The following is a 25,304-nucleotide window of genomic DNA, read 5'->3' on the forward strand; positions in this document are numbered from 1 at the left end:
CCCACCGGCCGGCGACGTTGCCCACGGCGTCGACGCGGACCGAGAGGCCGGCGTCGCGCAGTCGCTCGACGAAATATTGACGGGCGCGGCGGTCGGCGTCGCTCCCGGTCAGGACGGTGCGGCCGCGTCCCGCCGGCGCGTCGATGTCGCCGAAGCGGGCGTTCGCTTCGATGTCCTCGCGGAGTCGTTGCTGGGAGGCCTGCATATGCGGCTCAACTCGCAAACGATGTGCAATAATTGTGTGTGTTCGTGGCAGATTCTACGGGTCGACGGCGGCGACGACGGGCGAGACGCGCGGCTGGTCGGGGTCGAACAGCCGGGTCGAACCGCCGCGTTAGAGCGTTCGAATCGTCTGACACACCACGTCGACGCCGATGTCGAGAGCGTCCTCGTCGATGTCGAACCGCGAGGTGTGGTGGCCGAACTCGTTGCTCGCGCCGATGCCGACGTAGGTCGCCTTCCCGCCGTGTTCCTGAACCCGCCGGATGAGATAGGAGGCGTCTTCGCTCCCGCCGATGTCGAGTCGCGGGACCGTCTCGGTCACGTCGTCGAGGTCGGCCGCCGACGCGAGGACGGCCTCTATCATCTCGTCGTCGGCCGTGAACGTCGCCGTCTTCCCGTACAGGCCCGTCTCGACCGACACGTCGTGCATGCCCGCGGCGTGGTCGAGCACGCGCCGGGCCTTGTCGAGCATGTACTCGTTGAGGTCGGCGGTCCCGCCGCGGACCTCGACGCGGAGGCTCGCCTCTTCCGCGATGATGTTCTGCGGGTTGGGCGACTCGAACTTCCCGACGTTGATGCGGGTCGCGCCGTCGGCGTGGCGCGGAATCCCGTAGAGGTTCTGGACCGCGGCGGTCGCCGCGTGGAGCGCGTTGCGCCCCTCGTTGGGCGCGTTGCCCGCGTGGCTGGGCGCGCCCTCGAAGGTCACGTCGAGTTTCGCGTTCGAAAGCGGGTTCTCGTAGGCGCCGATGACGGTTCCCGTGGGGTTGCCGAGGCCGAGGTGGAGCGCGAGGAAGTAGTCGATGTCGGAGAGCAGGTCGGTCTCGCTCATCGGCTTGCCGCCGCGGCCGCCCTCCTCGGCGGGCTGGAAGAACAGCCGGAGCGTGCCGTCGAACCCGCCGTCGTCGTCGATGTCGCGGGCGATACCGAGGCCGATAGCGGTGTGGCCGTCGTGGCCGCACGCGTGCATTTCGTTGGGGTGCGTGCTCGCGAAGCCCAGTTTCGCGGGGCGGTGTTCCTCGTCGCTCGACTCGGTGCGTTCGAGGGCGTCCATGTCGACGCGGACGCCGACGGTCGGCCCGTCGCCGAAGCGCTTCTCGGCGACGAGACCCGTGACGCCGTCCATCCGGTCGAGGTAGGCATCGGGTGCGCCCTCCTCGCGTGCGCGTTCGATTGCGGCCGCGACCGCGTCGTCGTCGGGGACGCCCAGTCGCTCGTCTTCGGCGACGGCGTCGGAACCGAGGTGGAGCGTGAACTCGCGGTCGTCGAGCGCGGCGGCGATGAGTGCGGTCGTGCGGAACTCCTTCCATCCGGACTCCGGATGGGCGTGAAGGTCCTGTCGTAACTCTCGCAGGGAGAGCGTGCTGGCGTACGCCATGAAGCCGATATTGCAACCACCCGCTTAAACTGTTTGGGAAGCGGTAGCACAACGAACCCGACCGGTCTATAGTGTAGATTAGTGCCAAGTTTGTGAGAGTTTGGCAAAGTTATAAATAACGGTGTTTCATGAGCTAAGGTATCACGCGTACCGCTACAAGGGTGTGTACGTAGCTCAACAAAACAATGGCAGACGACAACATTACCGAGATAAACATGGACAGACGGCAATTTATCGCGGCCGCGAGTGCGGTCGGCGCGGCTGGCTTCGCGGGCTGTACCGGCGGTGACTCCGGTGGCTCCGGCGGCTCCGACGGGACCGAAACGAGCGGTGGAAGCACCGACAGCAGTTCGTCGGGTAACTCGGGAGAGACCGTCCGCGTCAACGTCGCGCTCGCCGCGGAGCCGTGGAACTTCGACCCCGCGCTCTGGACGGACACCGCGACCAGCACCATCGGCGGCCTCATCTACGACGAGGTCATCGAGCTGACCCCCGACTCCGAACTCCAGCCCGGCCTCGTGACCGAGGTTCCCGACCCCGTCGACGGCGGGACCGCGTTCGAGTACACGCTCCGCGAGGGCGTCACGTTCCACAACGGCGACGAGGTGACCGTCGAGGACTTCAAGTACTCCGTCGACTGGATTCTCAACCCCGACAACAACTCGCCGGTCAAGAGCCGCCTCCCGTTCGTCGAGGACACCGAAATCGTCGGCGACCGGACGCTCCGGCTCAACCTCTCCCAGCCGTTCGGGACGCTCAACTGGTGGCTCACGCGCGGACTGGAGGGCATCGTCCCCGAGGGCTCCCGCGGCGACACCTCGGAGGGCAAAGGACCGAGCGGCCTCGCGACCGACCTCACGCAGGACCCCTCCGGCGCGGGCACCGGCGCGTTCAAATTCGTCGAGTGGAAAAGCGGCAGTCACGTCCTCCTCGAGAAGAACGAGGACTACTGGAAGGAGGGCGCGCCCGCCGTCGACGAGTTCAGATTCGACTTCATCGGCGAGGACTCCACGCGCCTCGCGAACCTCCGTTCGGGCCAACTCGACCTGACCGACAAGGTCCCCCCGAAGGACTTCGACGGCCTCAGCAGTCAGCCGGACATCACGACCGAGTCCGTCCCCGGCAACTTCACGCAGGTGCTGTACGTGAACCTGATGGAGTCCGAGGGCAACCCGATGAGCAACCGGCACAACCGCCGCGCGGTCCTGTTCGGCATCGACCGCGAGGAGATTCTCGACGAGGTGTTCTACGGACAGGGCGCGGTCCAGAAGGGACCGTGGTACCCAGACAGCGACTGGACCTCGCCGAAGCTCAAGGAGATGCAGATGTACGACCCCGAGAAGGCGAAAAAGGAACTCGAACTCGCGGGCAACCCCGACGGCTTCGAGATGGACATCATCGCCACGAAGGGGTCGTGGTTCAAAGACGAGGCCGTCGTCATCCAGAACCAGCTGTCGAAAATCGGCATCGAAGCCACCGTCACCGCCGTCGACAAGTCCACGCTCCTCAACCAGGTGTACAGCACGGACACGTGGCACGCCGCGATGGAAGACTGGGCGCAGTCGATTCCGGTCGCCACGTCGTGGCTCGACGCCGGCTACGCCGACAACAACCACAACCACAACAACTGGCACCACCCGTCGGACGACCTCGAAGACATCTACGCGCCGAGCGGCCCCGCCGCGCCCGAAGACGCCGAGGGCGACTTCTCGAACGGCCACGAGTGGTACGTCTCGAAGCTCCGCGAGGCGCAGGCGTCGACGGACGAACAAGAACAGAAGGAAATCGTCTGGGAACTGGAGGAGTACCTCGTCGAACACGGCATTCAGATCGACATCGCCTACGTGAACAAGCTCGAAGCGTGGCGCAACGCCATCAACGACTACGAGGTGGGCACGTTCCAGGACAACTACCGCTTCGTCTCGAAGGGTGAGTGAGGAGCCGATGCACACGCGTTCGCGTCGGACTCGTCGACCGCCGGCGGCGACCGAGGAGGTGACTCAGCCGTGAGCATGTCCCGGTTCGTCCTCAAGCGCCTGCTGTTGAGCATTCCCGTCCTCCTCGGGGTGAGCGTCGTCGTCTTCGCACTCGTTCACCTCGCGCCGGGCGGGCCGGTCCGGGTGATGCTCGGCCCGCTCAGCAACGAAGAGCTCGTCAGACAGATTCGCCTGGAGATGGGGCTCAACCGCCCGCTGTACGTCCAGTACGGTATGTGGGTGCTGGACGCACTGCAGGGCGACTTCGGCGTGTCGTGGACGGTCCAACAGGGGACGCCCGTGACCGACATCATCGTCGAGCGCATCCCGCTGACGGTCGAGCTGTCGATTCTCAGCATGATTACGGCCGTGCTCATCGCCATCCCGGCGGGCATCATCAGCGCCGTCCGCAAGGACAAGCCCGCTGACCACGCCGCGCGCATCGCCGCGCTGTCGGGCATCTCGATTCCCGACTTCTGGCTGGGCATCATCCTCATCATGATCTTCGCGGTGCAGTTTTCGTTCCCGTGGGCGACCGGCGGCTGGACGCCGCCGTGGGTCGACCCGGTGGCGAACCTCCAGCAGTTGTTCCTCCCGGTCATCACGCTCGGGACGGCCTACTCCGCGCTCATCGCCCGGATGATGCGCTCGGAGATGCTGGACACGCTCAGTCAGGACTACGTCAAGACCGCCCGCGCGATGGGCATCGGCGCGCGCGAAATCGTCCTCAAGGACGCCTCGAAGAACGCGCTCATCCCCGTCGTGACGGTCATCGGCGTCGGACTCGGCCAACTCATGAACGGCGCGATTCTGACCGAGACGGTGTTCAACCTCCCCGGTATCGGGAAGCTCCTGATACTGGCCATCGACCGTCGCGACTACCGCATCATCCAGGCGCTCATCCTGTTCATCGCGAGCGTGTTCGTCTTCGCGAACCTCGCGGTGGACGTGCTGTACGCCTACCTCGACCCCCGCATCAGACACGATGGAAACTAACATGGCAACGACAGACCAGACGGACGAGGCGGTGCCGGCCGCGCAAGCCCCCAGCACGCACCACAGTCAGTTCGAGATGTTCTGGAAGGAGTTCCGCCGGAACACCCTCTCGCTCGTGGGGAGCGCGATCATCCTCACGATGCTCCTGACCGCGCTGTTCGCGCCGTTTCTCGCCCCCCACGACCCGACGACGCAGTTCGAGGCACCGGACGGCGAACACAACCCGATGCCGATGGGCACCGAGATGCTCGTCGAGAACGACGCCGGCGAGGTCGTCGGCACGACGACGGCCTACCTCGGCACCGACCACCACGGCCGGGACATCCTCTCGCGCATCATCTACGGGTTGCGGACGCTGATGACCGTCTCGCTCGGCGTCGTCGGCTTCGCGATGGCGCTCGGCGTGACCGCCGGCGCAATCGCCGGCTACTACCGCAACACGTGGGTCGACGAGATCATCATGCGCTTCATGGACATCCTGTTTTCCTTCCCGAGTCTCATCCTCGCCATCGCGGTGCTCGGCGTCCTCGGGGTGGGAAGCACGGAGTACGGCTCGTTCACCCTCCCGAACATCGTGAAAGTCATCGCCGTCATCGGCGTCGTCTACATCCCGAGTTTCGCGCGCGTCATGCGCGGCTCAGTCCTCAAGGAGATGGAAGAGGACTACATCGACGCCGCGAAGTCCCTCGGCGCGAGCGACCGACACATCCTCGTGAAGGACATCGCCGTCAACACCCTGCCGACCGTCGTGGTCCAGGGGACGCTCTACATGGGGACGGCCGTCCTCGCCAGCGCCGCGCTGTCGTTCCTCGGACTCGGCATCCAGCCGCCGAACGCGAGCCTCGGGCTGATGCTGTCGAACGCCCGCGGCTACCTCTACAGCGGCGAGTGGTGGTACTCGGTGTTCCCCGGGCTCGTCATCGTCGTCACCATCCTCGGGTTCAACCTGCTCGGTGACGGCCTGCGCGACGCGCTCGACCCCCGCAACGACGGAGGCGAGCGATGAGCGCCGAACCGGACGAACAGCCCGTGCTCGAAATCCGCGACCTCGTCACGCGGTTCTACACCGACGAGGGAACCGTCAAGGCCGTCGACGGCTCGTCGTTCGACCTCTACGAGGGCGAGACGCTCGGTATCGTCGGCGAATCGGGCTCCGGCAAGTCCGTGACCGCGCTGTCGATGCTCCAACTCGTCGACAGCCCCGGTCGCATCGAGCGAGGGAGCGTCCGCTACCGCGGCGACGACCTGCTCGAAAAAAGCGAGGCCGAGATGCGGACGATTCGGGGCAACGACATCGCGATGATGTTCCAGGACCCGATGACGAGCCTCAACCCCGTCTTCACCGTCGGCAACCAGATCAGCCGGGTCATCAAGACCCACCAGGACGTGTCGGACGCGGCGGCCCGCGAGCGGACCATCGAACTCATGGCCGACGTGGGCATCCCCGAACCGACCTCGCGCGTGGACAACTACCCCCACCAGTTCTCCGGCGGGATGCGTCAGCGCGCGTTGCTGGCGATGGCCATCTCCTGCGAGCCGGACGTGCTCATCGCCGACGAGCCGACGACGGCGCTCGACGTGACCATCGAGACGCAGATATTCAACGTCCTCGACAAACTCCAGGAGAAGTACGGGATGAGCATCATCCTCATCACGCACGACCTCGGCGTCGTCGCCGGGACCTGCGACCGCGTCGCCGTCGCCTACGGCGGCCGCGTCGTCGAGCGCGCCGGCGTGGACGCCCTCTTCGAGAATCCGCGGCACCCCTACACCCGCGGCCTCATGCGGTCGATTCCGCGACTCACCGACGACACCGACCGGCTGACGCCCGTCGAGGGCGACGTGCCGAACCTCACCGACCTGCCGTCGGGCTGTTCGTTCCACCCGCGGTGTCCCCACGCGACCGCCGAGTGCGAGTCGTACGACCCCGAACTCCGGGAGGTCGAACCCGGTCGGGAGGCGGCGTGTCTCCACGCCCGCGGCTACGACCTCTCGCCGTCGGCCATCGAGACGAAGCGCGCGGAGGCGGACGGCGGCGGTCCCACGGCCCCCGCGACCGACGGAGGTGAGCCGCGATGAGCGACGACCCGCTGTTGTCCGTCTCGGGGCTCCACAAGTACTTCACCCAGAACGACGGCTTCATCGACCGCCTGCTCGGAGCCGACGAGACGGTGAAAGCCGTCAACGGCGTCTCCTTCGACATCGAGCGCGGCGAGACGCTCGGCCTCGTCGGCGAGTCCGGCTCCGGCAAGTCGACGACCGCGCGGTCGGTCCTCCGGCTGGACGAGCCCACGAAAGGGACGGTCAGTTACGACGGGACCGACCTGACGGCGCTGTCGGACCGGGAGATGACGGAGATGCGCAAGCGCATCCAAATCGTCTTCCAGGACCCCGCGTCGAGTCTCAACCGCCGGAAGACCGTCGGCCAAATCATCAAACAGCCGATGGAGATTCACGGCCTCTACAAGGGCGAACGCGACGCCCGCGTGGACGAACTCATGGAGACGGTCGGCCTGCCTCCGCAGTACTCCAACCGCTACCCCCACGAGTTCTCCGGCGGCCAGCGCCAGCGCGTCGGCATCGCCCGCGCGCTCGCTGTCGACCCGGACTTCATCGTCGCCGACGAGCCCGTCTCCGCGCTCGACGTGTCGATTCAGGCGCAGATTCTCAACCTGCTCGACGATTTGCAGGAGGAGTTCGACCTGACGCTTCTGTTCATCGCTCACGACCTCAGCGTGATTCGCCACGTCTGCGACCGCGTCGCCGTGATGTACCTCGGCGAAATCGTCGAACTCGCCGACGCCGACGAGCTGTTTTCGAACCCTCAGCACCCCTACACGCGGGCGCTGTTGGGCGCGATTCCCCAGCCGGTGCCGGAGCTGGCGCGGCAACGCCAGGTGCTCGAAGGCGAAGTTCCCTCGCCGCTCGACCCGCCGTCGGGCTGTTCGTTCAACCCGCGGTGTCCCGAAGCGACAGAAGAGTGCACGTCGGTCGACCCGACGCTCGACGACGTGGCGGGCGCGACCGGCGGCCACAAGGCCGCCTGCATCCACGTCGACGAGTTCGAAACAGGCGCAGGCGTTCCGAGCGCCGCACAGGACGTCGACGAGCGGTTCAGCATCGAGAACTTCGACGCCGAACCGACGCTCGTCACCGACGGCCGGGGTGACGACGACAGATGAGCATCGCCGTCAAGCCGATGCTCCGCATCGTCCTGACGTTCGCCATCGTGTGGTTCTACCGCGGGCTGTTGCCGCCGCTGTCGCCCGTGGCGAGCACCGTCGCGCTGGTCGTCCTCGCGGTGCCGACGTGGGTGGTCGTGAGCCGCCTGCTTTTCAACTCCGGCGGGGCGCTGGCGGTGATAGACGACGAGTTCGACCGCGGCGGGTAGCAGTCGACGGGCGCGCCGCTCGTGCCCTGCCCGCAACACTATTAATAAGAATACTGACATATACGCAATTATCTAACCAAATCGTTAGTATCGGATGGGTATTCATAGACATCTGATTGTGGATACTACAAGAGCTATGTAGCCATATTTCAGCAATTCGACTCAATGTCTGTTAGACATCGCGGTTAAAGGAGGAAACACATCTTTTCGGCGGTATATCCGCAATAGATGCACTGATAACCTATATCCGAGAATTGTCTAATATTTCTCCGGATTGAAAGAGATATAAGTTCTGATATATAATTGATTCTGGTAGGTGTGTCGTTCGAGTGCGGTATCGTCATACTCTGTGGTCGGAGTCGCCCGCTACTTGGAACCCGAAGTACCGTTGTGAGTCGAGTACGAGCCGAGGTGACAGAGACGAGGCCACCGGGCCAGCGAACGACCGCCCTCGGCGTCAGTCCCGTTGATAGAACGCCGCGATGTCCCGCCATCGGTCGAAGTACGCCTCTTTTTGCGTATCGAAGTCCGCGCCCACCGACGGGTCCGGATCGATAACGTCACGCTCTCGGAGGAGGTTTTCCGCCGCCGTCTCGACGTCGCTGTAAATCGACGTGATAAGTGCGGGGGCCATGATGGCACCAGCGGTCGTTCGCGGCTCCATCTCGACGACCGGGCGGTCCCATATCGACGCGCGGAGCGTGTTCCACCAGTCGTAGTTGCCGTCGAGCGTCGGCGTCCCGTCGTTGATGACGAGCACGCGGTCGATATCGGTGTCGAAGTGCTCTTCGACCAGCGAGATGTACGTCCACTCGGTCAGGATGATGCCGGTAATGAGCCCGCGCGCCAGTCGGCCGTGGACCTCCTCGGTCGACAGGGAGTTGTCGTAGTTGAGGCCGAGGAGCGACCCCGCGACGTCGGCGTCGAAAAACGGGCTTCGGTTGCCCTTGAGGAACACCTCGTAGCCGTGGCCACTCGGGACTTGCCGGGCGAGTTCGAGCCCGCGCTCCGGCGTGCAGTTGAGGACGCGGTCGAAGAACCACCGAAGGAGGTTGCCGGTGTCGAACGACGCGCCGGGCAGGTAGCCGTCGATAGGGTGACGGTGGTAGTACAGCGCCGGGTGCGGCGAGACGGACTCCGAGACGTACTTGACGACGCTCGAGGCGCCGAAGGTGATGCTGAAGTCCCCGGGTTTGACGCCGCCGTTCGCCAGCACCGAGGCATTGCCGTCAGTGAGCCCCTGAAAGAGTTTGATGCCGTCGAAGCCGGTCCGCTCGGCCAACTGGCCGTCGGCGACGCCGATGAACGAGCCGGGTGGTCGAATCGCCGGAAAGAGCGACCGAGGCAGGTCGAGCGTCTCGAACAGCGACTCGAACCACGTGGGCAGGGGCGTCGTCACGTCGGCACCGAACTTCAGCGCGTTCGTCCAGTCGGTCTCGATATCGCGCCACGGCGTCGACGCGTCGAACCGGAGCCGGTACAACAGCCACGTCGTCGGGCTGAGAATCCACTCCACCCGCTGGAACTTTTCGGGGTGCTCCTCGCGAAGCTTCAGAATCTTCGGAAGGGGGCTGGTCGGAGAAAACGCGATATTCTGGTTAATCGAGAGGTCAGACAGACCGAGGTCGCGGAGCTTCGACGCCTGTTCGGGCGCGGAATCGAAGTACATCTGCGGGGAGAACACCGGCTCACCGTACTTATCGACGAGCACGGCGGTCCCCGACGTACTCGCGACCGAGCCGATACCGGTCTGCGGGAGTGCTGGTGCCGCTTCGTGGAGCGCTCGCTCCCACGCGAGCGTCGTCTGCTCGGCGACGGGTGCCTCACCGCCGGCGAGTCGTTCACCGTCGGTGCTGTACACGTCGACATGCACGCTCGCGGTACCGAGATGAACGCCGACCAGTTGCGGGCTCTCCATACCACGCCGTCACACAGGACGCCATTAAATCCTTCCGAGGATGGTACCCCAGCGAGCGCGTGAGGGCGCAGTCCGGCCGACTGACAACAGCGGGGTTCATTTGAGAAGAGTTAGCATATGCTCTGGGAGAGCGCACATTCGGTTGACAAGCATCCCCGAAGTGAGAGAATACAGTTAGATAACCGTGGAGATAGGGGACATACCCGGATAAAGTCTAATTGTAGCCTGAGAGACCAGGATCCTGTATCTGAGAACAGAAGTACACTCGAGCTGAACAGACCCGTCAGGGCCAGCGGCGGCTTGCAAGAGTAGTCGAGACGGGAATTACAAATCTATGTGCGTAATGTTAGTGGTTCGTGTGGAGTTCGATGACGTTGGCGGCGCTCTGGACGATGTCGGGAACCTCGTCGGTGAACCGCTCGTTATTCATGCGGCTGACGGGTTGCGAGACGCTGATTGCACCGAGGACGGTCCCGTCTTTCGCGATGATGGGTGCGCCAACGCATCGGAGCCCTCTGATGAGTTCCTCGTTGTCCACGGCGTAGCCCCGGTCACGGACCGTCGCCAACTGTGCGTCGAGTTCCGCTCTGTCGGTGATGGTCTGGTCGGTCTCCGCGGGAAGGCCGTGTTCCTCGATGATGTCGTCGACGCGCTCGGACGGGAGGTGCGCCAGTATCGCCTTTCCGAGTCCGATGGCGTGGAGCGGCCGTCTGAGGCCGGGGTAGATGTCTAAATCGACCGCCCGCTCACCCTGTTCGGAGGCGAGGTAGACGCCCTGTCCGTACTCCTCGACCATCAGGTTCGCGAGTTCGCCGGTCTGGGACGCCAACCGGTGGACCTCGCGCTTCGCCACCTGATACAGCGGGTGGCGGTGCTGTACGTATCCCCCGAATCCGAGCAGGCGGAGACTCAGTTCGTAATCGGTCCCGTCGCGGACGACGAACTTCTCGGCTTCGAGCGTGCTGAGGTGGTTGTGAACCGTGCTCTTGTTCATCCCGAGTTCCCGTGCGAGGAACGTCACACTGCTCGACCCGTGTTCTCGAAGCGCGTCGAGCACCCGAATCGTCTTCCGACTCGTTTCGACCCGGTTGGGCGCGTTTTCTGTCATAACAGCGTGTCGTCGAGGCAACCCTAAATAGTTTGTTCCATCGAGTAGAACAGCTGTTCGATTCAGCGAGACAGCGGAGCGAGTCGTCGACACCGGTCGAGCGGTGGCTGTAGAAGGGGGAACCCGAGATATCTGCCGCCTAACGGTCGCTGTGCGGTGTTCGGTGGAGCCTCGGCAAAAACTATTTACGCTCACTCTCTGAGCTACGGTGTATGGAGATACAGACAGAGAGCTTCTCCATCGAGAGCCACAGCAGGTTCGAGATTCTGAGCGTCACCCCCGAGGTGGAAGCGACCATCGAGGACCTCGGCGTGACCGATGGACTCGTGTACGTGTCGACGCCGCACACGTCCGCGGCGCTCTCGACCAACGAGTACGAAGAGAAGCTCCTCGACGACATGATTGACAAGTTCAAGGAGATAGCCCCCCCGGACGAGGGCTACTACCACGACCTCGACCACATCACCGCGGGCGAGCAACCGAACGCTCACGCGCACCTCATCTCCGCGATGATCAAGCGACCGGTCCTGCTCGTCCTCCGCGACGGGGACCTCGACCTCGGGACCTGGGAGGAGGTCATGTTCTTCGAACTGTGCGGCCCGCGCGAACGAACGATTACCACGACGATTCTACAATAGCCATGACGGACCAACGACTCGGACGATCGGTGACTGTCGCTATCGACCACGGCCTCCATTGGGGTTCCCTCGAAGGGTTCGAGGACCCCGCGGCGCTCCTCGACACGGTGTTGGACGCCGGCCCCGACGGTATCCTGGCGAGCGTGCCGTTCCTGAAGCGCTTCGAGGACCGAATCGACGCCGCCGACGTCCACACCATCGGCACGCTCGACCTCCTGTACGACTCGACGATGCCGGGCGACATCGAGAACGCGGAAATCCACTCACAGGTGTTCAGCGTCGAGGACTGCGCCGAGGTGGCCGACGCCGCGAAGGTCGCGCTCGTCTTCGGCCGGGAGGACCCCGACGTGCTGAAGGAGAACGCCGAGTTCGTCGCGGCCGCGGCCGAGGACTGCGACGACGCGGGGATTCCGCTCATCGTCGAGCCGACCCTCTGGGGCCAGCGCGCCGACGACGAGTTCGACACCGACTACCTCGTCAACGCCAACCGCCTGGGCTTCGAACTCGGCGCGGACATCCTGAAGACGCCGTACCCACCCACGGGCTTCGAGCGCATCGTGGACAACGCGCCGGTGCCGACGTACATCGCCGGCGGCCCCACCGTCGAGACGGACCGAGAGGTACTGGAGATGGTCCACGGTGCCGTCGAGGCCGGTTCGCAGGGCGTGATGTTCGGCCGGAACGTCTGGCAACGGGACGACCCCGCGGCCATCATCGACGCGCTCTCGGCCATCGTCCACGAGGGCGCGACTATCGAGGAGGCGGAGACGCTGTTGTGACTCCCCGAGGGAGCCCCCAAACCCACCCATGAATCTCCCGTACCCCCACTTTCAGGTCAACTTCAAGGTGTATCCGGACACGAGCGGCGAGGACGCGCTCGCGTTCGCGCGGATGCTCGAAACGATAGAGGCGGAGACCGACGCGCGCTTCGTGTTGACGCCGCAACTGCCGGACATCCGGCTGATAACCGAACGCACCGACCTCGCCGTCACCGCGCCCGCGATGGACGCCGTCGAGCCCGGTCGCGGGATGGGGAAAATCCTCCCCGAGACCGTCGCGGACGCGGGGGCCGACGGCGTCGTCATCAACCACGCGGAGAACCGCGACACGCTGTCCGACCTCGTGTGGAAAATCGAGCGCTGTCGCGACCTCGACCTCGACTCGGTCGTCTGCGTCGACAGCATCGAGATGGGTCGCGCAGTCGCGGAGTTCGACCCCGACTCGATGATATACGAGATGCCCGAAGACATCTCGTCGGACCGCGCGATCACGCAGACCCACCCCGACCGCGTGCGCGACTTCATGTCGATGGTCGAAGCGGAGAACCCGCGCACTCGCGTCCTCGTCGGCGGCGGCATCTCGACCGCCGAAGACGTCCGCCTCGCGTTCGAACAGGGAGGCCACGCGACCGGTGCCGCATCGGCCGTGTCGCTCGCGTCGGACCCGGAGCCGCTCCTCCGCGACATCGCCGCGAGTTTCCCCTGAGACGGTCAGACGGTCGCCGACGGCGGACCGCCCCGTCTCGCGCCGCGCGGTGACTGCGGCGCGTCAGACCGGCGCAATCTTTTTTAATGGTCATCGATGATGTGCAATACACGACAATGACAGCGAAAAACATCCTCGTAGTGTGTGGCACATCGGTCGCGACGTCGACGGTCGTCAAGGAAGCGCTGAAAGAGAAGCTCCCAGCGCGGGGCCTCGACATCGGGACCATCGCCAAGGCGAAGGCGACGGAAGCCCCCGGCAAGGTCTCGTCGGGGAACTTCGACCTCATCGTCACCACGACGCAACTCAACCAGGACAAGTTCGACATCCCGGTCATCCACACGACGGCGTTCATGACCGGCATCGGTCAAGACGAAGTCCTCGACGACATCGCCGCGGCGCTCGAAGACTGATTGACGCGTCTGCGACGCGGATTTTTCACGAACGATAGCAATGTTTATGTGGGCTCACTCTCATCCTGAGACAGGGTTGTGAGTTAATAGCATGGCAGTACCAGAAGTACTCTTACAGAGTGGTGTGAGTTCCCTGTTGAATTCGATCAACAGCGTAATCCAATCGCTGGGCGTGAGCGTCCTCCTTCCGATAATCATCTTCCTCATCGCGCTCGCGTTCCGGGTGGACGTGTTGAAGGCGGCGCGCTCGTCCATCCTCATCGGCATCGGCTTCATCGGCATCAATCTCGTCATCGGGCTGTTCAGCGAGAACATCAGCCCGCTGGCCCAACAGATGGTCGAGGTGACCGGCATCACGCTTCCGGCGGTCGACGTCGGCTGGCCCGCCGCCGCCGCCATCGCCTTCGGTATCGCGGAACTCGGCGTCTGGATGATTCCGCTGTTCGTGGTGATGAACCTCGTCCTCTTCGCTATCGGCTTTACCTACACGCTCAACGTGGACATCTGGAACTACTGGCACTTCGCCTTCATCGGCGGGCTGGTCTACATGAGCACGAACAACTGGCTGTACTCGGTGGCGGTCGGGCTGACGCTGGGGCTGTTCGTCCTCGTGGCCGCGGACTGGACGCAACCGGCCGTCGAAGAGACGTTCGACACGCCCGGTATCTCCATTCCGCACGGGACCTCGGCACCCTACGCCGTCGCCGCGATTCCGATTCACTGGGCGGTGGATAAGACGCCGCTCGGGAACATCGAAGCCGACCCCGACGCGATTCAAGACCGGTTCGGCATCCTCGGTGAACCAATCTTTGTCGGCCTCGCCATCGGGCTCGTCATCGGTATCGCCGCCTACAGTAACGCGCTCTTCGTCGCCGAGAGCTGGTACGCCATCCTCACCGCCGGCATCTCGTTCGCCGCGGTGATGCACATCCTCCCGATGATGGTCGGTATCCTCATGGAGGGGCTGACGCCGCTTTCGGAGTCGATTCGGAACTACATGACCTCGCGGTTCGAAGACCGCGACATGGCGATCGGCCTCGACTCGGCTATCCTCATCGGCCACGAGTCGGTCATCGCGTCCAGCCTGCTCATCGTTCCCATCGCCATCGTGATGTCGATCATCCTCCCCGGCAACGACGTCCTGTGGGGAATCGACCTGGCGACGTTCCCGTTCTTCTTCGCGCTGATGGTTCCCATCATGAACGGCAACATCGTGAAGATGGTCGTCACGGGAACCATCCTGCTCGTTCCGCTTCACTACATCGCCTCCGCGGTGGCTCCCCTCCTGACGCAGGCGGCGGGGAGCGCGGGCTTCGACCTCGGTGGCCGCGGGCTCATCACGTCGCCCGTCGCTGACGCGGGGTCGCCCGCGACGGGCATCCTGACACTCATCCCGGCGCCGGTCGCCCTCGCGGTCGGACTCGTCATCGTCCTCGGTATCTGGGTCGCACTCCGGATGTGGCCCCAGCGGATGTACATGGTCGCCGGCGCGTCCGAAGAGAAAGCGCGGGAGACCGTCGAACGTCGTCACACCGGCAAGGGCGGCGGGCTCCTGCCCAACAAACTCGGTTCGACCGTCGACGCGACGAGCGCAGAGGGTCGCTCCGACGACTGACCGCGCAGTTACAGTTACAGTTACAGTTACAGTCACCCGTCGGTGCCCGCGACTCGACCGCGACGAGTCGCCGCGTTTCCCGGCACCGCCGGCGAACCGGTACCAACACTTTTCTCGGAGACCCGCGTACGACTCATCGATGCGAACCGAAAGCCTCGAACTGACTGGCGAGACGGACGAAGCGGTCCTCACGGAACTCGGCGCGTACGCCTACGACCAAGGCTGGGCCGACAAGACCTACGCGGACGCCCTTCTGGAACGCGAAGCCGACTACCCGACGGGACTCGACATCCCGACGATGGGGTTCGGCATCGCCATCCCCCACGCCGACCCCGACCACGTCTCCGAACAGGCCGTGCTCCTCGGACTGCCGCCCGCGGGCGAGTCGATAGCCTTCCGGAGCATGGACAACCCCGACGAGCGCGTCGAGGCCGAAGTCGTCGTGTTGCTTCTCGTGACAGACACCGACGGCTACTCCTCGTTCCTCTCGAACCTCGCGAAACTCTTCCAGGCCGAGGAGTTCGCCGAGCTGACGAAGCGCCGCGACGCCGACGGCCTGCTCGACCTCGTCGTCGAGCGCTGTGTCGATTTCGACGGCTGAGAAGGTCCAGTTCTCAGTCGATGAGCGCTCGCACGTCCTCGCGGGTCTCGGCGTTGAGGGCCGCCTCGGCGAGCGTCGCCGCCGACTCGTCGTCGACGTCCCGGACGCCCGCTTTCACGTCGGGAATCGTCACGGCGCTCATGCTCAGTTCGTCGAGACCGAGCCCGACGAGCAGTTCGGTGAAGTCCGGGTCGCCGGCCATCTCGCCGCACATACCGACCCAGGCGTCGCCCTCGTGGACGGCCTCGACCGTCCGCGCGATGGCGCGGAGAACCGGCGGGTGAAGCGGGTCGTGTAACGAGGCGACGCGGTCGTCGTCGCGGGCCGCGGCCATCACGTACTGCGTGAGGTCGTTCGTCCCGATACTGAGGAAGTCGAGGCGTTCGGCGAACTCGCGGGCGAGGAAGACCGACGCCGGCGTCTCGACCATCGCGCCGAGTTCGGGGACCGCGTAGTCGATGCCCGCGTCGTCGAGTTCCGCGGCGATTGCGCTCACTTCGTCGAGGAGCGCGTCGAGTTCCGCGACCGTCGACACCAGCGGGAACATCACGGCGAGTTGCGCCGGGCCGGCGGCCGCGCGCAGAATCGCGCGGACGTGTTCTTCGAACAGTTCGGGCCGCTCGCCCGGTGCGAACCGGACGCCACGGACGCCGAGAAACGGGTTATCGCCGGGGTCGGAGTCGACGTACGGAATCGGCTTGTCGCCCCCGATATCGAGCGTTCGGACGACCACGCGCGACCCGGCGAACGTCTCGCACACCTCACAGAGCGCCTCGTACTGCTCGTCTTCGTCCGGCGGCGCCTCCCGGTCGAGAAAGAGGAACTCCGTTCGAAAGAGCCCGACGCCGTCCGCGCCGCGTTCGGCGGCCGCCACCGCTTCCCGCGGCGTTCCGACGTTCGCGGCGACTTCGACGTGCCGGCCATCGACCGTCGTGACGGGGTCGTGCCGAACCGTCGCGCCGCTCGATTCCCGCGCCGCGGCGACGGCGTCGGCGTCCGGGTCGACGGTCACGTCGCCCGTGGTGCCGTCGACGACGAGACGCGTGCCGTCGTCGAGGTCGACCGCGTCGGGGTCGACGCCGACCACCGCCGGAATCGCCAGCGACCGAGCCATGATGGCGGCGTGCGACGTGCGGCCCCCCTCGACCGTGACGAACCCGGCGACCGCGTCGGGGTCTAACTGCGCGGTGTCGCTCGGCGTGAGCCGCTCCGCGACGAGCACTGTTCCCTCGGGGAGCGTCGAGAGGTCGACCCGGTCGCGGTCGAGCAGAATACGGAGCAGTCGGTCGCGGACGTCTCGGAGGTCGTCCGCGCGCTCGGCGAACATCCCATCCGCCCCCTCGAACGTGGCGATGGGGTCCTCGAACGCCCGGGAGACGGCTCGCTCGGCGGTGACGCCGTCTTCGCTGACCGCGGTTTCGACGCCGTCGGTGATCTGTGGGTCGTCGAGGAACTGCAGATGCGCGTCGAATATCTCCGCCTCTTCCGCGCCGACACGCTCGGCCGTCCGAGACCGCTCGCGGGCGAGTTCGTCCGCCGCCGTCTCTCGTGCCGCCTCGAACCGCTGACGTTCGGTCTCGGGGTCGACCGCCGACCGCTCGTCGTCGTCGAGGTCGACCGCGGAATCGTACTGGACGACCGTGCCGACACCGAGTAGCGGCGTCACCCCGACGCCCGAGATTCGGCGGTCGCTCATCGGTCCCCCGTAGCTATCGCTGAATACGCTTCGCTTGCGAACATGGCAGGCGTCTAGTCCGCATCCGCCGGTAAAAACACTCGCCAAACGGTAAAGCCTTAGTGCCGGCGTGGGATGTTGTCGCACGGATGCCAGCGAAATCAGCGACAGTAGTCGTAGAGCACGAGACCGGTCTCCACGCGCGCCCCGCGTCGATGTTCGTCCAGACGGCGTCGAAGTTCGAGACGGACATCTCCGTGCGGAAAGCCGGCGGGGAGACGGAAGTAGACGCCAAAAGCAGTATCGCCGTTCTCTCGCTCGGTGTCGGCCCGGACGAGGAAATCGTCATCACCGCCGACGGCAGTGACGGCGAGCAGGCCGTCGAGCGACTCGTCGAACTCGTCCGGAACGACTTCGACCTCGATTCGTAGACGACCGCTCGGACACGTCGTCGACCCGACGCCCGTCGACGTGGTGGGCACGACGAGTGACTACAAAGCCGCCTGCAACCACGACGGCGAGTTCGACCGCGGAGGGGAACGGCCTCGCGGAATCGGTCGGGGTTCCTCCTCCCGGCCGAATCTGAGACAGACATCTGACGGTTTCTGGTATTACTCAGATATTTGAGAATTCCGGCGGGCAGTCCGAGAGTACGCGAGATATCCCGGACACGCGCGCTGAGAGTGGATTCAACCGCCGATTGAGATTTCAGGCGTTCAGAAATCGAAGTTTGGCGTTCGGTAAAGAAAAAACGAGCTTATCGTTGCTTTCGAACGTGTATATCGGTGTTTCCGGATATATGTCTCTACACCCACGACATCAGCTTATCTTGATTACTGATATGTGTCTTTGACCAGGGTGTCTAGCGTCGAACCGGGGAGTTGGTCGACATCGCGGGCGACGCGGTCGTCTCGGTGCTCGTCGCGTTGCTCGTGTCCGCGGCGTCGGCGTCGCCACCGGTCGTACAGCCGGCGAGCCACGCCGCCGCGGCCGTCCCGCCGACCGCGAGCGCCTGCCGCCGCGTCAGCAACCGACCGACCGGTTCGTCGTCGTTGTCCATAGTCGTCTGTTCGCCGTCGGGCCGATAACCGTTGGCCGAACTGGGGCGGAACTGAGACCCCAGTGGTCCACAAATTCGAGGGCCGTCGGGGACGTCGCGGCGCACCCGGCGGTCAGGCGGTCAAAAAACGCGTGCCGATGACGGGGCTGTCGGTGGTGACCGTCGCGGTTAGTGGATTGCTCTCCACACCAGTCCGAGGAGGATGAACGGCGCGAACGGTATCATGAGCACTGCAATCAAAGCGACGATGAGCGTCCCCATGAGCCCCATCTGGGTGTTCGAGTAGTCGGTTCGAACGGGGTTGACTGCGCGGGCCATACGTAGTCGTCAGTTCCCCTCATACATAACGTGACTGGATAGTTAATATATAAATAGCCGCGAGAGCGGAGCGGCAGTTGTGGGCGAACACAGGACGTGACGGGGGTTACGCCCGACTCGGCTCCGGCGCTCGAAGCGCCAAGAGCACGCCGACGACGGCGACGCCGCCCGCGGCGAAGAACGCGGGTGCGTAGCCCGCGTAGTCGATAATCGCGCCGGCGGCGATGGGGGCGGCGAACGCCCCGAGGAGTCCGACGCTCGTCAGGAGCGAGACGGCCGTCGCCCGCACCGAGGGGGCGACGAGCTCGGCGATGTACGAGAAGATGAGACCGGTGACGAGTTGGATAGCGAAGCCGACGACGACGACCGCACCGACGACGAGGCCGAGCCGCGAGACGAACGCGAACGCGACGACCGCCGGCGTGGCGACGGCGAACGACGAGACGATGACGCGGCGGCGGCGACCGCCGAACGCGCGGTCGGTAATCACGCCGCTTGTCGACCGCGCCACCGCGCCGATGGCGGGAAAGAGCGCGGTCAGGAGGCCGCTCGCCGCCAGCGAGATTTCGAACTCGCTGGCGAGGAAGCTCGGGAGCCACGTGTTGACGAACAGGTACAGCGAGTAGGCGAGAAAGCAGAGCCCGCAGACGGTCCAGACCGCCCGACTCCCGAACAGTTCGCGGAGCGCCGCCCCGTCGGGGGACGGCGCGTCGACACCGGGGACGCGTCGGCGCGTCGCGGCCGCGAAGAACGCGACGCCGACGACCGCGACCCCGGCGTACAGCGGGAGAATCGCGGGCCAGCCCGCCGCGTTTGCGATGAGCGGGCTCCCGAACTGTCCGATGGCGAACCCGACGGGCGCGCTCGCGGTGAACACGCCGACCGCGGTCGCGCGCTGTTTCGGGGGGACCGCGCTGCCGACGACGTTCGCGCCCGCGTTCCAGAACGTGACGTACGCGAGGCCGCCGAGCACCCGCGAGGCGAGGAGCCAGCCGTACGCGCCGGCGGTGGCCGCGTACCAGCCCCAGCCGCCGGCGACGACGAGCGCGACGGTCGCCAGTCCGACCACGCGGCGCACGGAAAACCGGTCGAGGACGACGCCGATGGGGACGCTCGTGACGACCGCCGTCGCGTACATGACGCTCACGAGCCAGCCCGCCGCGCTCGAACTCAGCCCGAGCGAGTCCTGAATGGCCGGAAAGACGCTCGCCGGGGCGATTTCGTAGGCCGCGGCCGCCGTCGAAAGCAGGAAGAAGCCGACGACGATTCCCAGTGTCTCGCGTCGCGTGCCCGTCGTGTCGTCAGTCGTACTCACGGTTTCGCTACCTGCTCGGCGGAGGAGTATGAAACCGCCTGATGTCGGTCCGGTTTCGTCTCGTGGTGACCGCGAGCGGCACCGACTCAGTCGCCGCCTCGAAGCGCCCGCTCGATGGGCGTCTCGCCGCCCGTGAGGCGTATCGTCTCGCCGACCGTCCGGTCGGTGTCGAGACAGGCGACGGCCGTCTGTGCGACGTCGGCCCGCGGAATCTCGGCCGTGTCGCCGCCGAGGCCGTCGGCGGCCAGCGAGACGGAGCCGGTGCCCTCTGCGTCGGTGAGCGCCGTGGGGCGGAGAATCGTCGAGTCGAGCGACGACTGTTCGAGGTGGTCGGCGGCGCACCGCTTGGCGACCAGATACGGCCGCAACGGCTCCGGCCCCGCGAGCGGGTCGCCCGCGCCGACGGAGCTAATCATCACGAAGCGGTCGATTCCCCGGTCGACACAGGCATCGACCACTCGCCGAGCGCCCCAGAGGTCGACCATGAGCGTCTTGTCCGCGCCCGTCGACCCACCGGACCCTGCGGTGAAGACGACCGCGTCGGCCCCGTCAAGCGCCGCGTCGAAGTCGCCTTCGAGGTCGCCCAGTCGCGGCTCGCCGCCGCGGTCGCGGACCGCCTCGAACTGCGACTCGTCTCGCACGACGCCGACGGGGTCGTGGCCCGCGTCCGCGAGTCGCGGGAGAAGCTCGCGTCCGATACCGCCGTTCGCGCCGATGACTGCGACCTGCATGATTCGGCGGCGTGTAGTCGGGCCGGCGCAATAGGGGGCTTGGTTCGGCGAAGATGGCGAGGGGGCCCGCGCGACGGGAGCGCCGACGACCGACACCGAGTCCCGTCGAACCGGACGGTACTGCTGGAATCGTCACCGTCCTTGGTCCGCGGGTCCGCGTTCGAGTATGCGCGATTCGAACCGCGAGTGGATTCTCGCCGAGCGACCCGAGGGAGAGCCGGACACGGACAGCTTCGAACTCCGCGAGGGCGACCGCCCGGAGCCGCGACACGGCGAACTCCTCGTGCGCGTGCGGTACCTCTCCGTCGACCCGTACATGCGCGGTCGGATGCGAGACGCGGAGTCGTACGCCGAGCCGTGGTCGGTCGGCGACCCGATGCGGGGAGCCGTCGTCGGCGAAGTCGTCGAAAGCAAAAGCGACGCCTACGACGCGGGCGACCTCGTGACCGGCAACGGGGCGTGGGCCGACTACAGCGTTCTCGACGCCGACGAGGTCGCGCCGGTCGACCCGTCGGTCGCGGACCTCCCCGCCTACCTCGGCGTGCTCGGGATGCCCGGCCGGACGGCGTACTTCGGCCTGCTCGACGTGGGCGACCCCTCGCCCGGCGAGACGGTCGTGGTGTCCGGGGCGGCCGGCGCGGTCGGCTCCGTCGTCGGCCAGATTGCGAAGCTCAACGGCTGTCGCGTCGTCGGCTTCGCCGGCTCCGACGAGAAGGTGTCGTGGCTCACCGACGACCTCGGTTTCGACGCCGCAATCAACTACAAGCAGGTCGACGACTACCTGGCGGCGCTCGACGACGCCGCGCCCGACGGCGTCGACGTCTACTTCGACAACGTCGGCGGCCCCATCACCGACGCGGTGTTCACCAAGCTGAACCTCGACGCCCGCGTCGCCGTCTGCGGGCAGATCGCTCACTACAACGACGAGAGCGTCCCGACCGGGCCGCGAAAGCTCCCGCAACTCATCGCGCCGCGCGCGAAAGTGCAGGGACTCCTCATCGGCGACTACGCCACCCGGTTCGGACAGGCCAGCGAACGGCTCGGGTCGTGGGTCGCCTCCGGCGACCTCGAACACCGCGAGACCGTCGTCGACGGACTGGAGAACGCGCCCGACGCGTTCCTCGGACTGTTCTCCGGCGACAACATCGGCAAGCAGGTCGTCGGCGTGTCCGAGCCCTAGCTCGGCGGTGCTTCGGCCGTCAGTGGCAGGTCGCCCCACGAACGCGACCGGTCGTGCGACTTCGTTTTAGCCCGTCCTAAACTTCGAAGCACCTATATCGCTTTAGGCGAGCCTAATCCGTATGTTGGACGACGACGGCGAGAACGCGAGGCCGACCCGGAGAGACTACCTGACGTACGGTGGGGCGCTTCTCGGCGGCGGGGTGCTCGCGGGATGCGCCGGCCAGTCGGGCGACGACGCGACGGCGACGACGACCGCGGCCGACGCGGCGACCGAAACCGAGACAGGGGCCACCGAGACGGCGGCCGAGACAGCTGAATCGAGCTACGCGGCCGAGCTGTCGCCGGTCGGGACGGTCACGCTGGACGAGCCGCCGACGAACGTGTTCACCCACTTCCCGTGGTTCCCGGACATGGCGAGCGCGCTCGGGCGGGGCGACACCGTCAACGACCTCTGGTGGGACGGCACCGTCGCGGGCCTCGACTACTTCACTGCCGACTTCGACGGCTTCGAAATCGAGTGGGCGGACGCGGCGGGCGAGTACGGCTTCACGAAAGAGCGGCTGTACGAACTCGACAGCGACCTCCACCTCGTCGACCCCGCGTGGGTGTCCACGCAGGACAACTGGAGCCGAGCCGACATCGACGAGGTCGCGGACAACGTCGGCCCGTGGTTCGGCAACTACTACAGCAACTTCAACGCCGCGCCCCCGGGGGAGTGGGCCGACGGCTACGAGTACTGCGACCTCTGGGAGCTGTTCGACCGCGTCGCGTCGCTGTACGGCGAGCGCGACCGCTACGAGGCGCTCCAGTCCGTCCACGACGACCTGCTCGGCACCGTCGAGGGCGGACTGCCACCGGAGTCCGAGCGTCCAACCGCCGCGTACCTCTCCATCTCGACGGACCTGTCGAGCATCTACCTGCTCCGCCTGAACGCGCCCGGCTACTGGAACTCTCACACCCGGCCGCTCGGCGCGGTCGACGCCTTCGGCGACGCGGAGTTCACGGGACCGTTCCAAGAGGTCGATATGGAGGCGCTGTTAGAGGCCGACCCCGACGTGATTCTCGCGTTATGGACCGTCACGGAGACGTTCGACTTCGACGGGCTGAAACAGAACCTCCGAGACGACCCCGTCGGCCGCGAACTGGCGGCCGTCCAGAACGACCGCGTCTACCCGCAGGGGACGCGGTGGCAGGGGCCGCTGATGAACCTGTTCCAACTGGAGATGACGGCCAAACAGCTCTATCCCGAGCGGTTCGGCGCGTGGCCGACCTACGAGGACGGCGACGACTACCCCGACTTCGGGACCGACGAGCGGTTGTTCGACCACGAGCGGGTCGAGGAGATCGTCACAGACGGCTAGCCCGTCACAGCCTGTCGTTCCCGTCAATCAGCGGTAACGTCCGAAAAGAGGTATGTTGAGAGTTGATGGCGGGAGCTGAGTTCGATGCCTGTGGAGTTTTCAGACTCTGCCCGCGTGAACCCGACCGACCAGCTATTCTGTGGTTTGACAGGGACGACATTCGTTCCAGACGAACCGAATCCGACAAACGAATAGACGACGCATCCGTCTTGGGTGGTGTCTCAACGGTCAGCGGCGGCGTCCGGTCGGCTCAGTCGGATTCGGACTTGCGTGCCGGAGTCGGACGCTTCCACGCTCAGTGTCCCGTCCGAGCGAGAGACGATCCAGTACACCAGCCACAGGCCGATGCCGGAGCCGTGTTCGAGGTCCGTCTCTTCGCCGGCTTCCAAGACGGCGAACTCAGACGGCGGGAGGCCCGGTCCGTTGTCCTCGACGATAATCGTCACTTCCGACGGGGACACATCGGTCGTGACGCGCACGGCGATCGGTTCGTCGCCGGAATGGTGAGACACGGCGTTCTCGATTAACTCGGCGAGTGCGAGGTCGAATCGTGGATGTGCGTCAACGACGACGTCATCGACGTCGAACGAGACGGATTTCAGAAATTCGGCCGGAACGTTTTGTCTCAGCTTGAGTAGATACTCGTTGAGCGAACGGCGGTCCGTCTCAGAATACGACAGCACGGTCTCGATTTTCCTCGCTTTGGCCGCTTGTTCGACGACTTTCATCGCACGCGTATGTATGCGACCCGCCGACTGAGCGGTCTCACCACCCGTCGAGTCTCGGATGATGGCCGCAAAGCCCGCAATCACGTTGAGGTCGTTTCGAATGTTATGACGGAAGATACGCGACAGGACTTGTTTGAGGAGGTCCAATTCTTCCTCGCGCTCTTTGAGGGCCGTAATGTCGCTCAACACGACGATTTTTCCGGTCACTCCCCGGCCATAGGAAATCGCCGACGTCTCAATCGAGAACGTTCGCGTTCCACCGTTTACCGCTAACTTGATGACGTCGGTGGTCTCCTCGTCCGAAAGCACCGAAGCGTCGCAGATGAACTCCTCGAGTTTGGTACCGATGAGGCGCCGTCCTGACAGTTGGTGTCCCGATTGGTTCGCATCAACGATGTAGCCCGCAGAGTTGACCACGAAGATGGGGTCGGTGATCTCTTCGAACGTCTGCTCCCGAGCGACGGGAACGAACTTCAGTAACCCGTGTTCCCGAATCGAATACGCGAAAAAGAGCCCGGAACACGAGTACAGAACTGACGTGGGGTCGAAATAAATCGGGACGAGTCCCACGACTTTCACTACCGTCGAACCGACGAGCATCGAAAACACGACTAAGAGATAGACGGTCTGTCGGCGTTGCGTGCCGCTCGTCCGGAGCAGTTCTCCGACGAACATACCGGCCGCCAGAAACACGAGCAGGTAGCCGTAGACCTTCGTCACGAGGAACTTGAGCGGGCCATCGAAGATTGGAAAGTGTAAGATACCGTCCGCGGTCGCGTAGTATGCACTCGTAAACACCAGTTCGTACGGATTAACCCACGAGATGACAAACAGAAGCAGTATCGGGCTGAACAGGACGTAAACGACGGTCCGGGAGACGGTCTGTTTGAAGACGAACTCGTAGGCGAGTAAGAAAAGCGTCACTGCGGCGGTCGGAATCATCACCCAGAAGAAGTTTGCAACCGCTAACGTGAGCTGTGGGTCCGGGATAAGTGTGAACGTCGCGAACAGCAACGACCAGAGACCGCCGGTGGCCATCGAGAGGATAAACCAGATGACGCCCGGTTTATCGCGTTCTTGCCAGAGGAGATGGCAGTTCACGACCGATGGAATCACCCCAAGGTACATCAGGACGACAGCGATTTCAGGGGTGAGCCATCGGTCAAGCACGTATTCTATACCAGCATTATCGAGCT

At 65.1% G+C, this 25,304-nt stretch carries 24 protein-coding genes and 1 pseudogene; 15 read left to right on the forward strand and 10 right to left on the reverse strand.

What is annotated here, in order from left to right; all coding sequences use genetic code 11:
- Together C441_RS15630 and C441_RS15635 are read right to left on the reverse strand one after the other, a co-directional pair.
- Positions 1 to 205, reverse strand: a pseudogene (locus tag C441_RS15630) (Zn-dependent hydrolase); the annotation flags it as partial.
- A gap of 129 nt (positions 206 to 334) precedes the next feature.
- Positions 335 to 1,597, reverse strand: a complete 1,263-nt coding sequence (locus C441_RS15635) for an amidohydrolase (protein ID WP_007275954.1) — start codon at positions 1,595 to 1,597, stop codon at positions 335 to 337.
- Between the two features lie 185 nt (positions 1,598 to 1,782).
- On the opposite strand from C441_RS15635, the gene C441_RS15640 reads away from it, so the two are divergent.
- The 6 genes from C441_RS15640 to C441_RS15665 all read left to right on the forward strand — a co-directional run bounded on the left by C441_RS15640 (position 1,783) and on the right by C441_RS15665 (position 7,960).
- Positions 1,783 to 3,534, forward strand: a complete 1,752-nt coding sequence (locus C441_RS15640; RefSeq protein WP_007275955.1) for an ABC transporter substrate-binding protein — start codon at positions 1,783 to 1,785, stop codon at positions 3,532 to 3,534.
- Between the two features lie 75 nt (positions 3,535 to 3,609).
- Complete coding sequence (locus C441_RS15645; RefSeq protein WP_007275956.1) at positions 3,610 to 4,569, forward strand: ABC transporter permease; 960 nt, start codon at positions 3,610 to 3,612, stop codon at positions 4,567 to 4,569.
- 1 nt (position 4,570) lies between these two features.
- The gene (locus C441_RS15650) at positions 4,571 to 5,575 is read left to right on the forward strand and encodes an ABC transporter permease (RefSeq protein ID WP_007275957.1); all 1,005 of its coding nucleotides are present in this window, start codon (positions 4,571 to 4,573) and stop codon (positions 5,573 to 5,575) included.
- Positions 5,572 to 6,648, forward strand: a complete 1,077-nt coding sequence (locus C441_RS15655; RefSeq protein WP_007275958.1) for an ABC transporter ATP-binding protein — start codon at positions 5,572 to 5,574, stop codon at positions 6,646 to 6,648. Before C441_RS15650 ends, C441_RS15655 begins: the two co-directional genes overlap by 4 nt.
- Positions 6,645 to 7,751, forward strand: a complete 1,107-nt coding sequence (locus C441_RS15660; protein ID WP_004967168.1) for an ABC transporter ATP-binding protein — start codon at positions 6,645 to 6,647, stop codon at positions 7,749 to 7,751. The genes C441_RS15655 and C441_RS15660 overlap by 4 nt, the downstream gene beginning before the upstream one ends.
- Positions 7,748 to 7,960, forward strand: a complete 213-nt coding sequence (locus C441_RS15665; RefSeq protein WP_007275959.1) for a hypothetical protein — start codon at positions 7,748 to 7,750, stop codon at positions 7,958 to 7,960. The genes C441_RS15660 and C441_RS15665 overlap by 4 nt, the downstream gene beginning before the upstream one ends.
- 457 nt (positions 7,961 to 8,417) lie before the next feature.
- Here C441_RS15665 and C441_RS15670 read toward each other — a convergent pair whose 3' ends face one another.
- Complete coding sequence (locus C441_RS15670) at positions 8,418 to 9,878, reverse strand: FGGY family carbohydrate kinase (RefSeq protein ID WP_007275960.1); 1,461 nt, start codon at positions 9,876 to 9,878, stop codon at positions 8,418 to 8,420.
- Between the two features lie 346 nt (positions 9,879 to 10,224).
- On the reverse strand, positions 10,225 to 10,986 hold the full coding sequence (locus C441_RS15675; protein WP_007275961.1) for an IclR family transcriptional regulator: 762 nt from the start codon (positions 10,984 to 10,986) through the stop codon (positions 10,225 to 10,227).
- A 212-nt stretch (positions 10,987 to 11,198) separates the two neighbouring features.
- Between C441_RS15675 and C441_RS15680 the strand changes: the two genes are divergently transcribed.
- The 6 genes from C441_RS15680 to C441_RS15705 all read left to right on the forward strand — a co-directional run bounded on the left by C441_RS15680 (position 11,199) and on the right by C441_RS15705 (position 15,738).
- Positions 11,199 to 11,624, forward strand: coding sequence for a secondary thiamine-phosphate synthase enzyme YjbQ (locus C441_RS15680; RefSeq protein ID WP_007275962.1), 426 nt, complete (start codon positions 11,199 to 11,201; stop codon positions 11,622 to 11,624).
- Positions 11,625 to 11,626: 2 nt separating this feature from the next.
- Positions 11,627 to 12,403 (forward strand): class I fructose-bisphosphate aldolase, encoded by a 777-nt coding sequence (locus C441_RS15685; protein ID WP_007275963.1) that lies wholly within the window; start codon positions 11,627 to 11,629, stop codon positions 12,401 to 12,403.
- Positions 12,404 to 12,431: 28 nt separating this feature from the next.
- The gene (locus C441_RS15690) at positions 12,432 to 13,109 is read left to right on the forward strand and encodes a triose-phosphate isomerase (RefSeq protein WP_004967186.1); all 678 of its coding nucleotides are present in this window, start codon (positions 12,432 to 12,434) and stop codon (positions 13,107 to 13,109) included.
- 116 nt (positions 13,110 to 13,225) lie between these two features.
- The gene (locus tag C441_RS15695; protein ID WP_007275964.1) at positions 13,226 to 13,522 is read left to right on the forward strand and encodes a PTS sugar transporter subunit IIB; all 297 of its coding nucleotides are present in this window, start codon (positions 13,226 to 13,228) and stop codon (positions 13,520 to 13,522) included.
- 172 nt (positions 13,523 to 13,694) lie between these two features.
- On the forward strand, positions 13,695 to 15,137 hold the full coding sequence (locus C441_RS15700; RefSeq protein WP_007275965.1) for a PTS galactitol transporter subunit IIC: 1,443 nt from the start codon (positions 13,695 to 13,697) through the stop codon (positions 15,135 to 15,137).
- A 139-nt stretch (positions 15,138 to 15,276) separates the two neighbouring features.
- A complete protein-coding gene (locus C441_RS15705; protein WP_004967190.1) occupies positions 15,277 to 15,738 on the forward strand; it encodes a PTS sugar transporter subunit IIA in 462 nt (153 codons plus the stop codon).
- Between the two features lie 13 nt (positions 15,739 to 15,751).
- On the opposite strand, the gene ptsP is transcribed toward C441_RS15705, so the two are convergent.
- Complete coding sequence (ptsP, locus tag C441_RS15710; protein ID WP_007275966.1) at positions 15,752 to 17,434, reverse strand: phosphoenolpyruvate--protein phosphotransferase; 1,683 nt, start codon at positions 17,432 to 17,434, stop codon at positions 15,752 to 15,754.
- Positions 17,435 to 17,562: 128 nt separating this feature from the next.
- Here ptsP and C441_RS15715 point away from each other — a divergent pair, with 128 nt between their 5' ends.
- Complete coding sequence (locus tag C441_RS15715) at positions 17,563 to 17,844, forward strand: HPr family phosphocarrier protein (RefSeq protein WP_083874932.1); 282 nt, start codon at positions 17,563 to 17,565, stop codon at positions 17,842 to 17,844.
- A gap of 431 nt (positions 17,845 to 18,275) precedes the next feature.
- Here the strand turns inward: C441_RS15715 and C441_RS15720 are convergent, their stop codons facing one another.
- The 4 genes from C441_RS15720 to C441_RS15730 all read right to left on the reverse strand — a co-directional run bounded on the left by C441_RS15720 (position 18,276) and on the right by C441_RS15730 (position 20,837).
- Entirely contained in the window at positions 18,276 to 18,473 is a 198-nt protein-coding gene (locus tag C441_RS15720; protein ID WP_007275968.1) for a hypothetical protein, read from the reverse strand.
- 168 nt (positions 18,474 to 18,641) lie between these two features.
- Positions 18,642 to 18,791, reverse strand: a complete 150-nt coding sequence (locus tag C441_RS20045) for a DUF7535 family protein (RefSeq protein ID WP_007275969.1) — start codon at positions 18,789 to 18,791, stop codon at positions 18,642 to 18,644.
- Positions 18,792 to 18,897: 106 nt separating this feature from the next.
- Complete coding sequence (locus C441_RS15725; protein WP_007275970.1) at positions 18,898 to 20,106, reverse strand: MFS transporter; 1,209 nt, start codon at positions 20,104 to 20,106, stop codon at positions 18,898 to 18,900.
- Between the two features lie 86 nt (positions 20,107 to 20,192).
- Positions 20,193 to 20,837 carry an SDR family oxidoreductase gene (locus C441_RS15730; RefSeq protein ID WP_007275971.1) on the reverse strand — a complete coding sequence of 215 codons (645 nt, stop codon included), beginning with the start codon at positions 20,835 to 20,837 and terminating at the stop codon, positions 20,193 to 20,195.
- A 166-nt stretch (positions 20,838 to 21,003) separates the two neighbouring features.
- Between C441_RS15730 and C441_RS15735 the strand changes: the two genes are divergently transcribed.
- Together C441_RS15735 and C441_RS15740 are read left to right on the forward strand one after the other, a co-directional pair.
- On the forward strand, positions 21,004 to 22,017 hold the full coding sequence (locus C441_RS15735) for an NADP-dependent oxidoreductase (RefSeq protein WP_007275972.1): 1,014 nt from the start codon (positions 21,004 to 21,006) through the stop codon (positions 22,015 to 22,017).
- 121 nt (positions 22,018 to 22,138) lie between these two features.
- A complete protein-coding gene (locus C441_RS15740) occupies positions 22,139 to 23,380 on the forward strand; it encodes an ABC transporter substrate-binding protein (RefSeq protein ID WP_007275973.1) in 1,242 nt (413 codons plus the stop codon).
- A gap of 221 nt (positions 23,381 to 23,601) precedes the next feature.
- Here the strand turns inward: C441_RS15740 and C441_RS15745 are convergent, their stop codons facing one another.
- Positions 23,602 to 25,236: a histidine kinase N-terminal 7TM domain-containing protein gene (locus C441_RS15745; RefSeq protein ID WP_083874933.1), complete on the reverse strand. Its 1,635-nt coding sequence runs from the start codon at positions 25,234 to 25,236 to the stop codon at positions 23,602 to 23,604.
- Positions 25,237 to 25,304 lie beyond the last annotated feature (68 nt).

Origin of the sequence: Haloferax sulfurifontis ATCC BAA-897 (genome assembly GCF_000337835.1) — an archaeon.
In the GTDB taxonomy this organism is placed as follows: Archaea; Halobacteriota; Halobacteria; order Halobacteriales; family Haloferacaceae; genus Haloferax; species Haloferax denitrificans.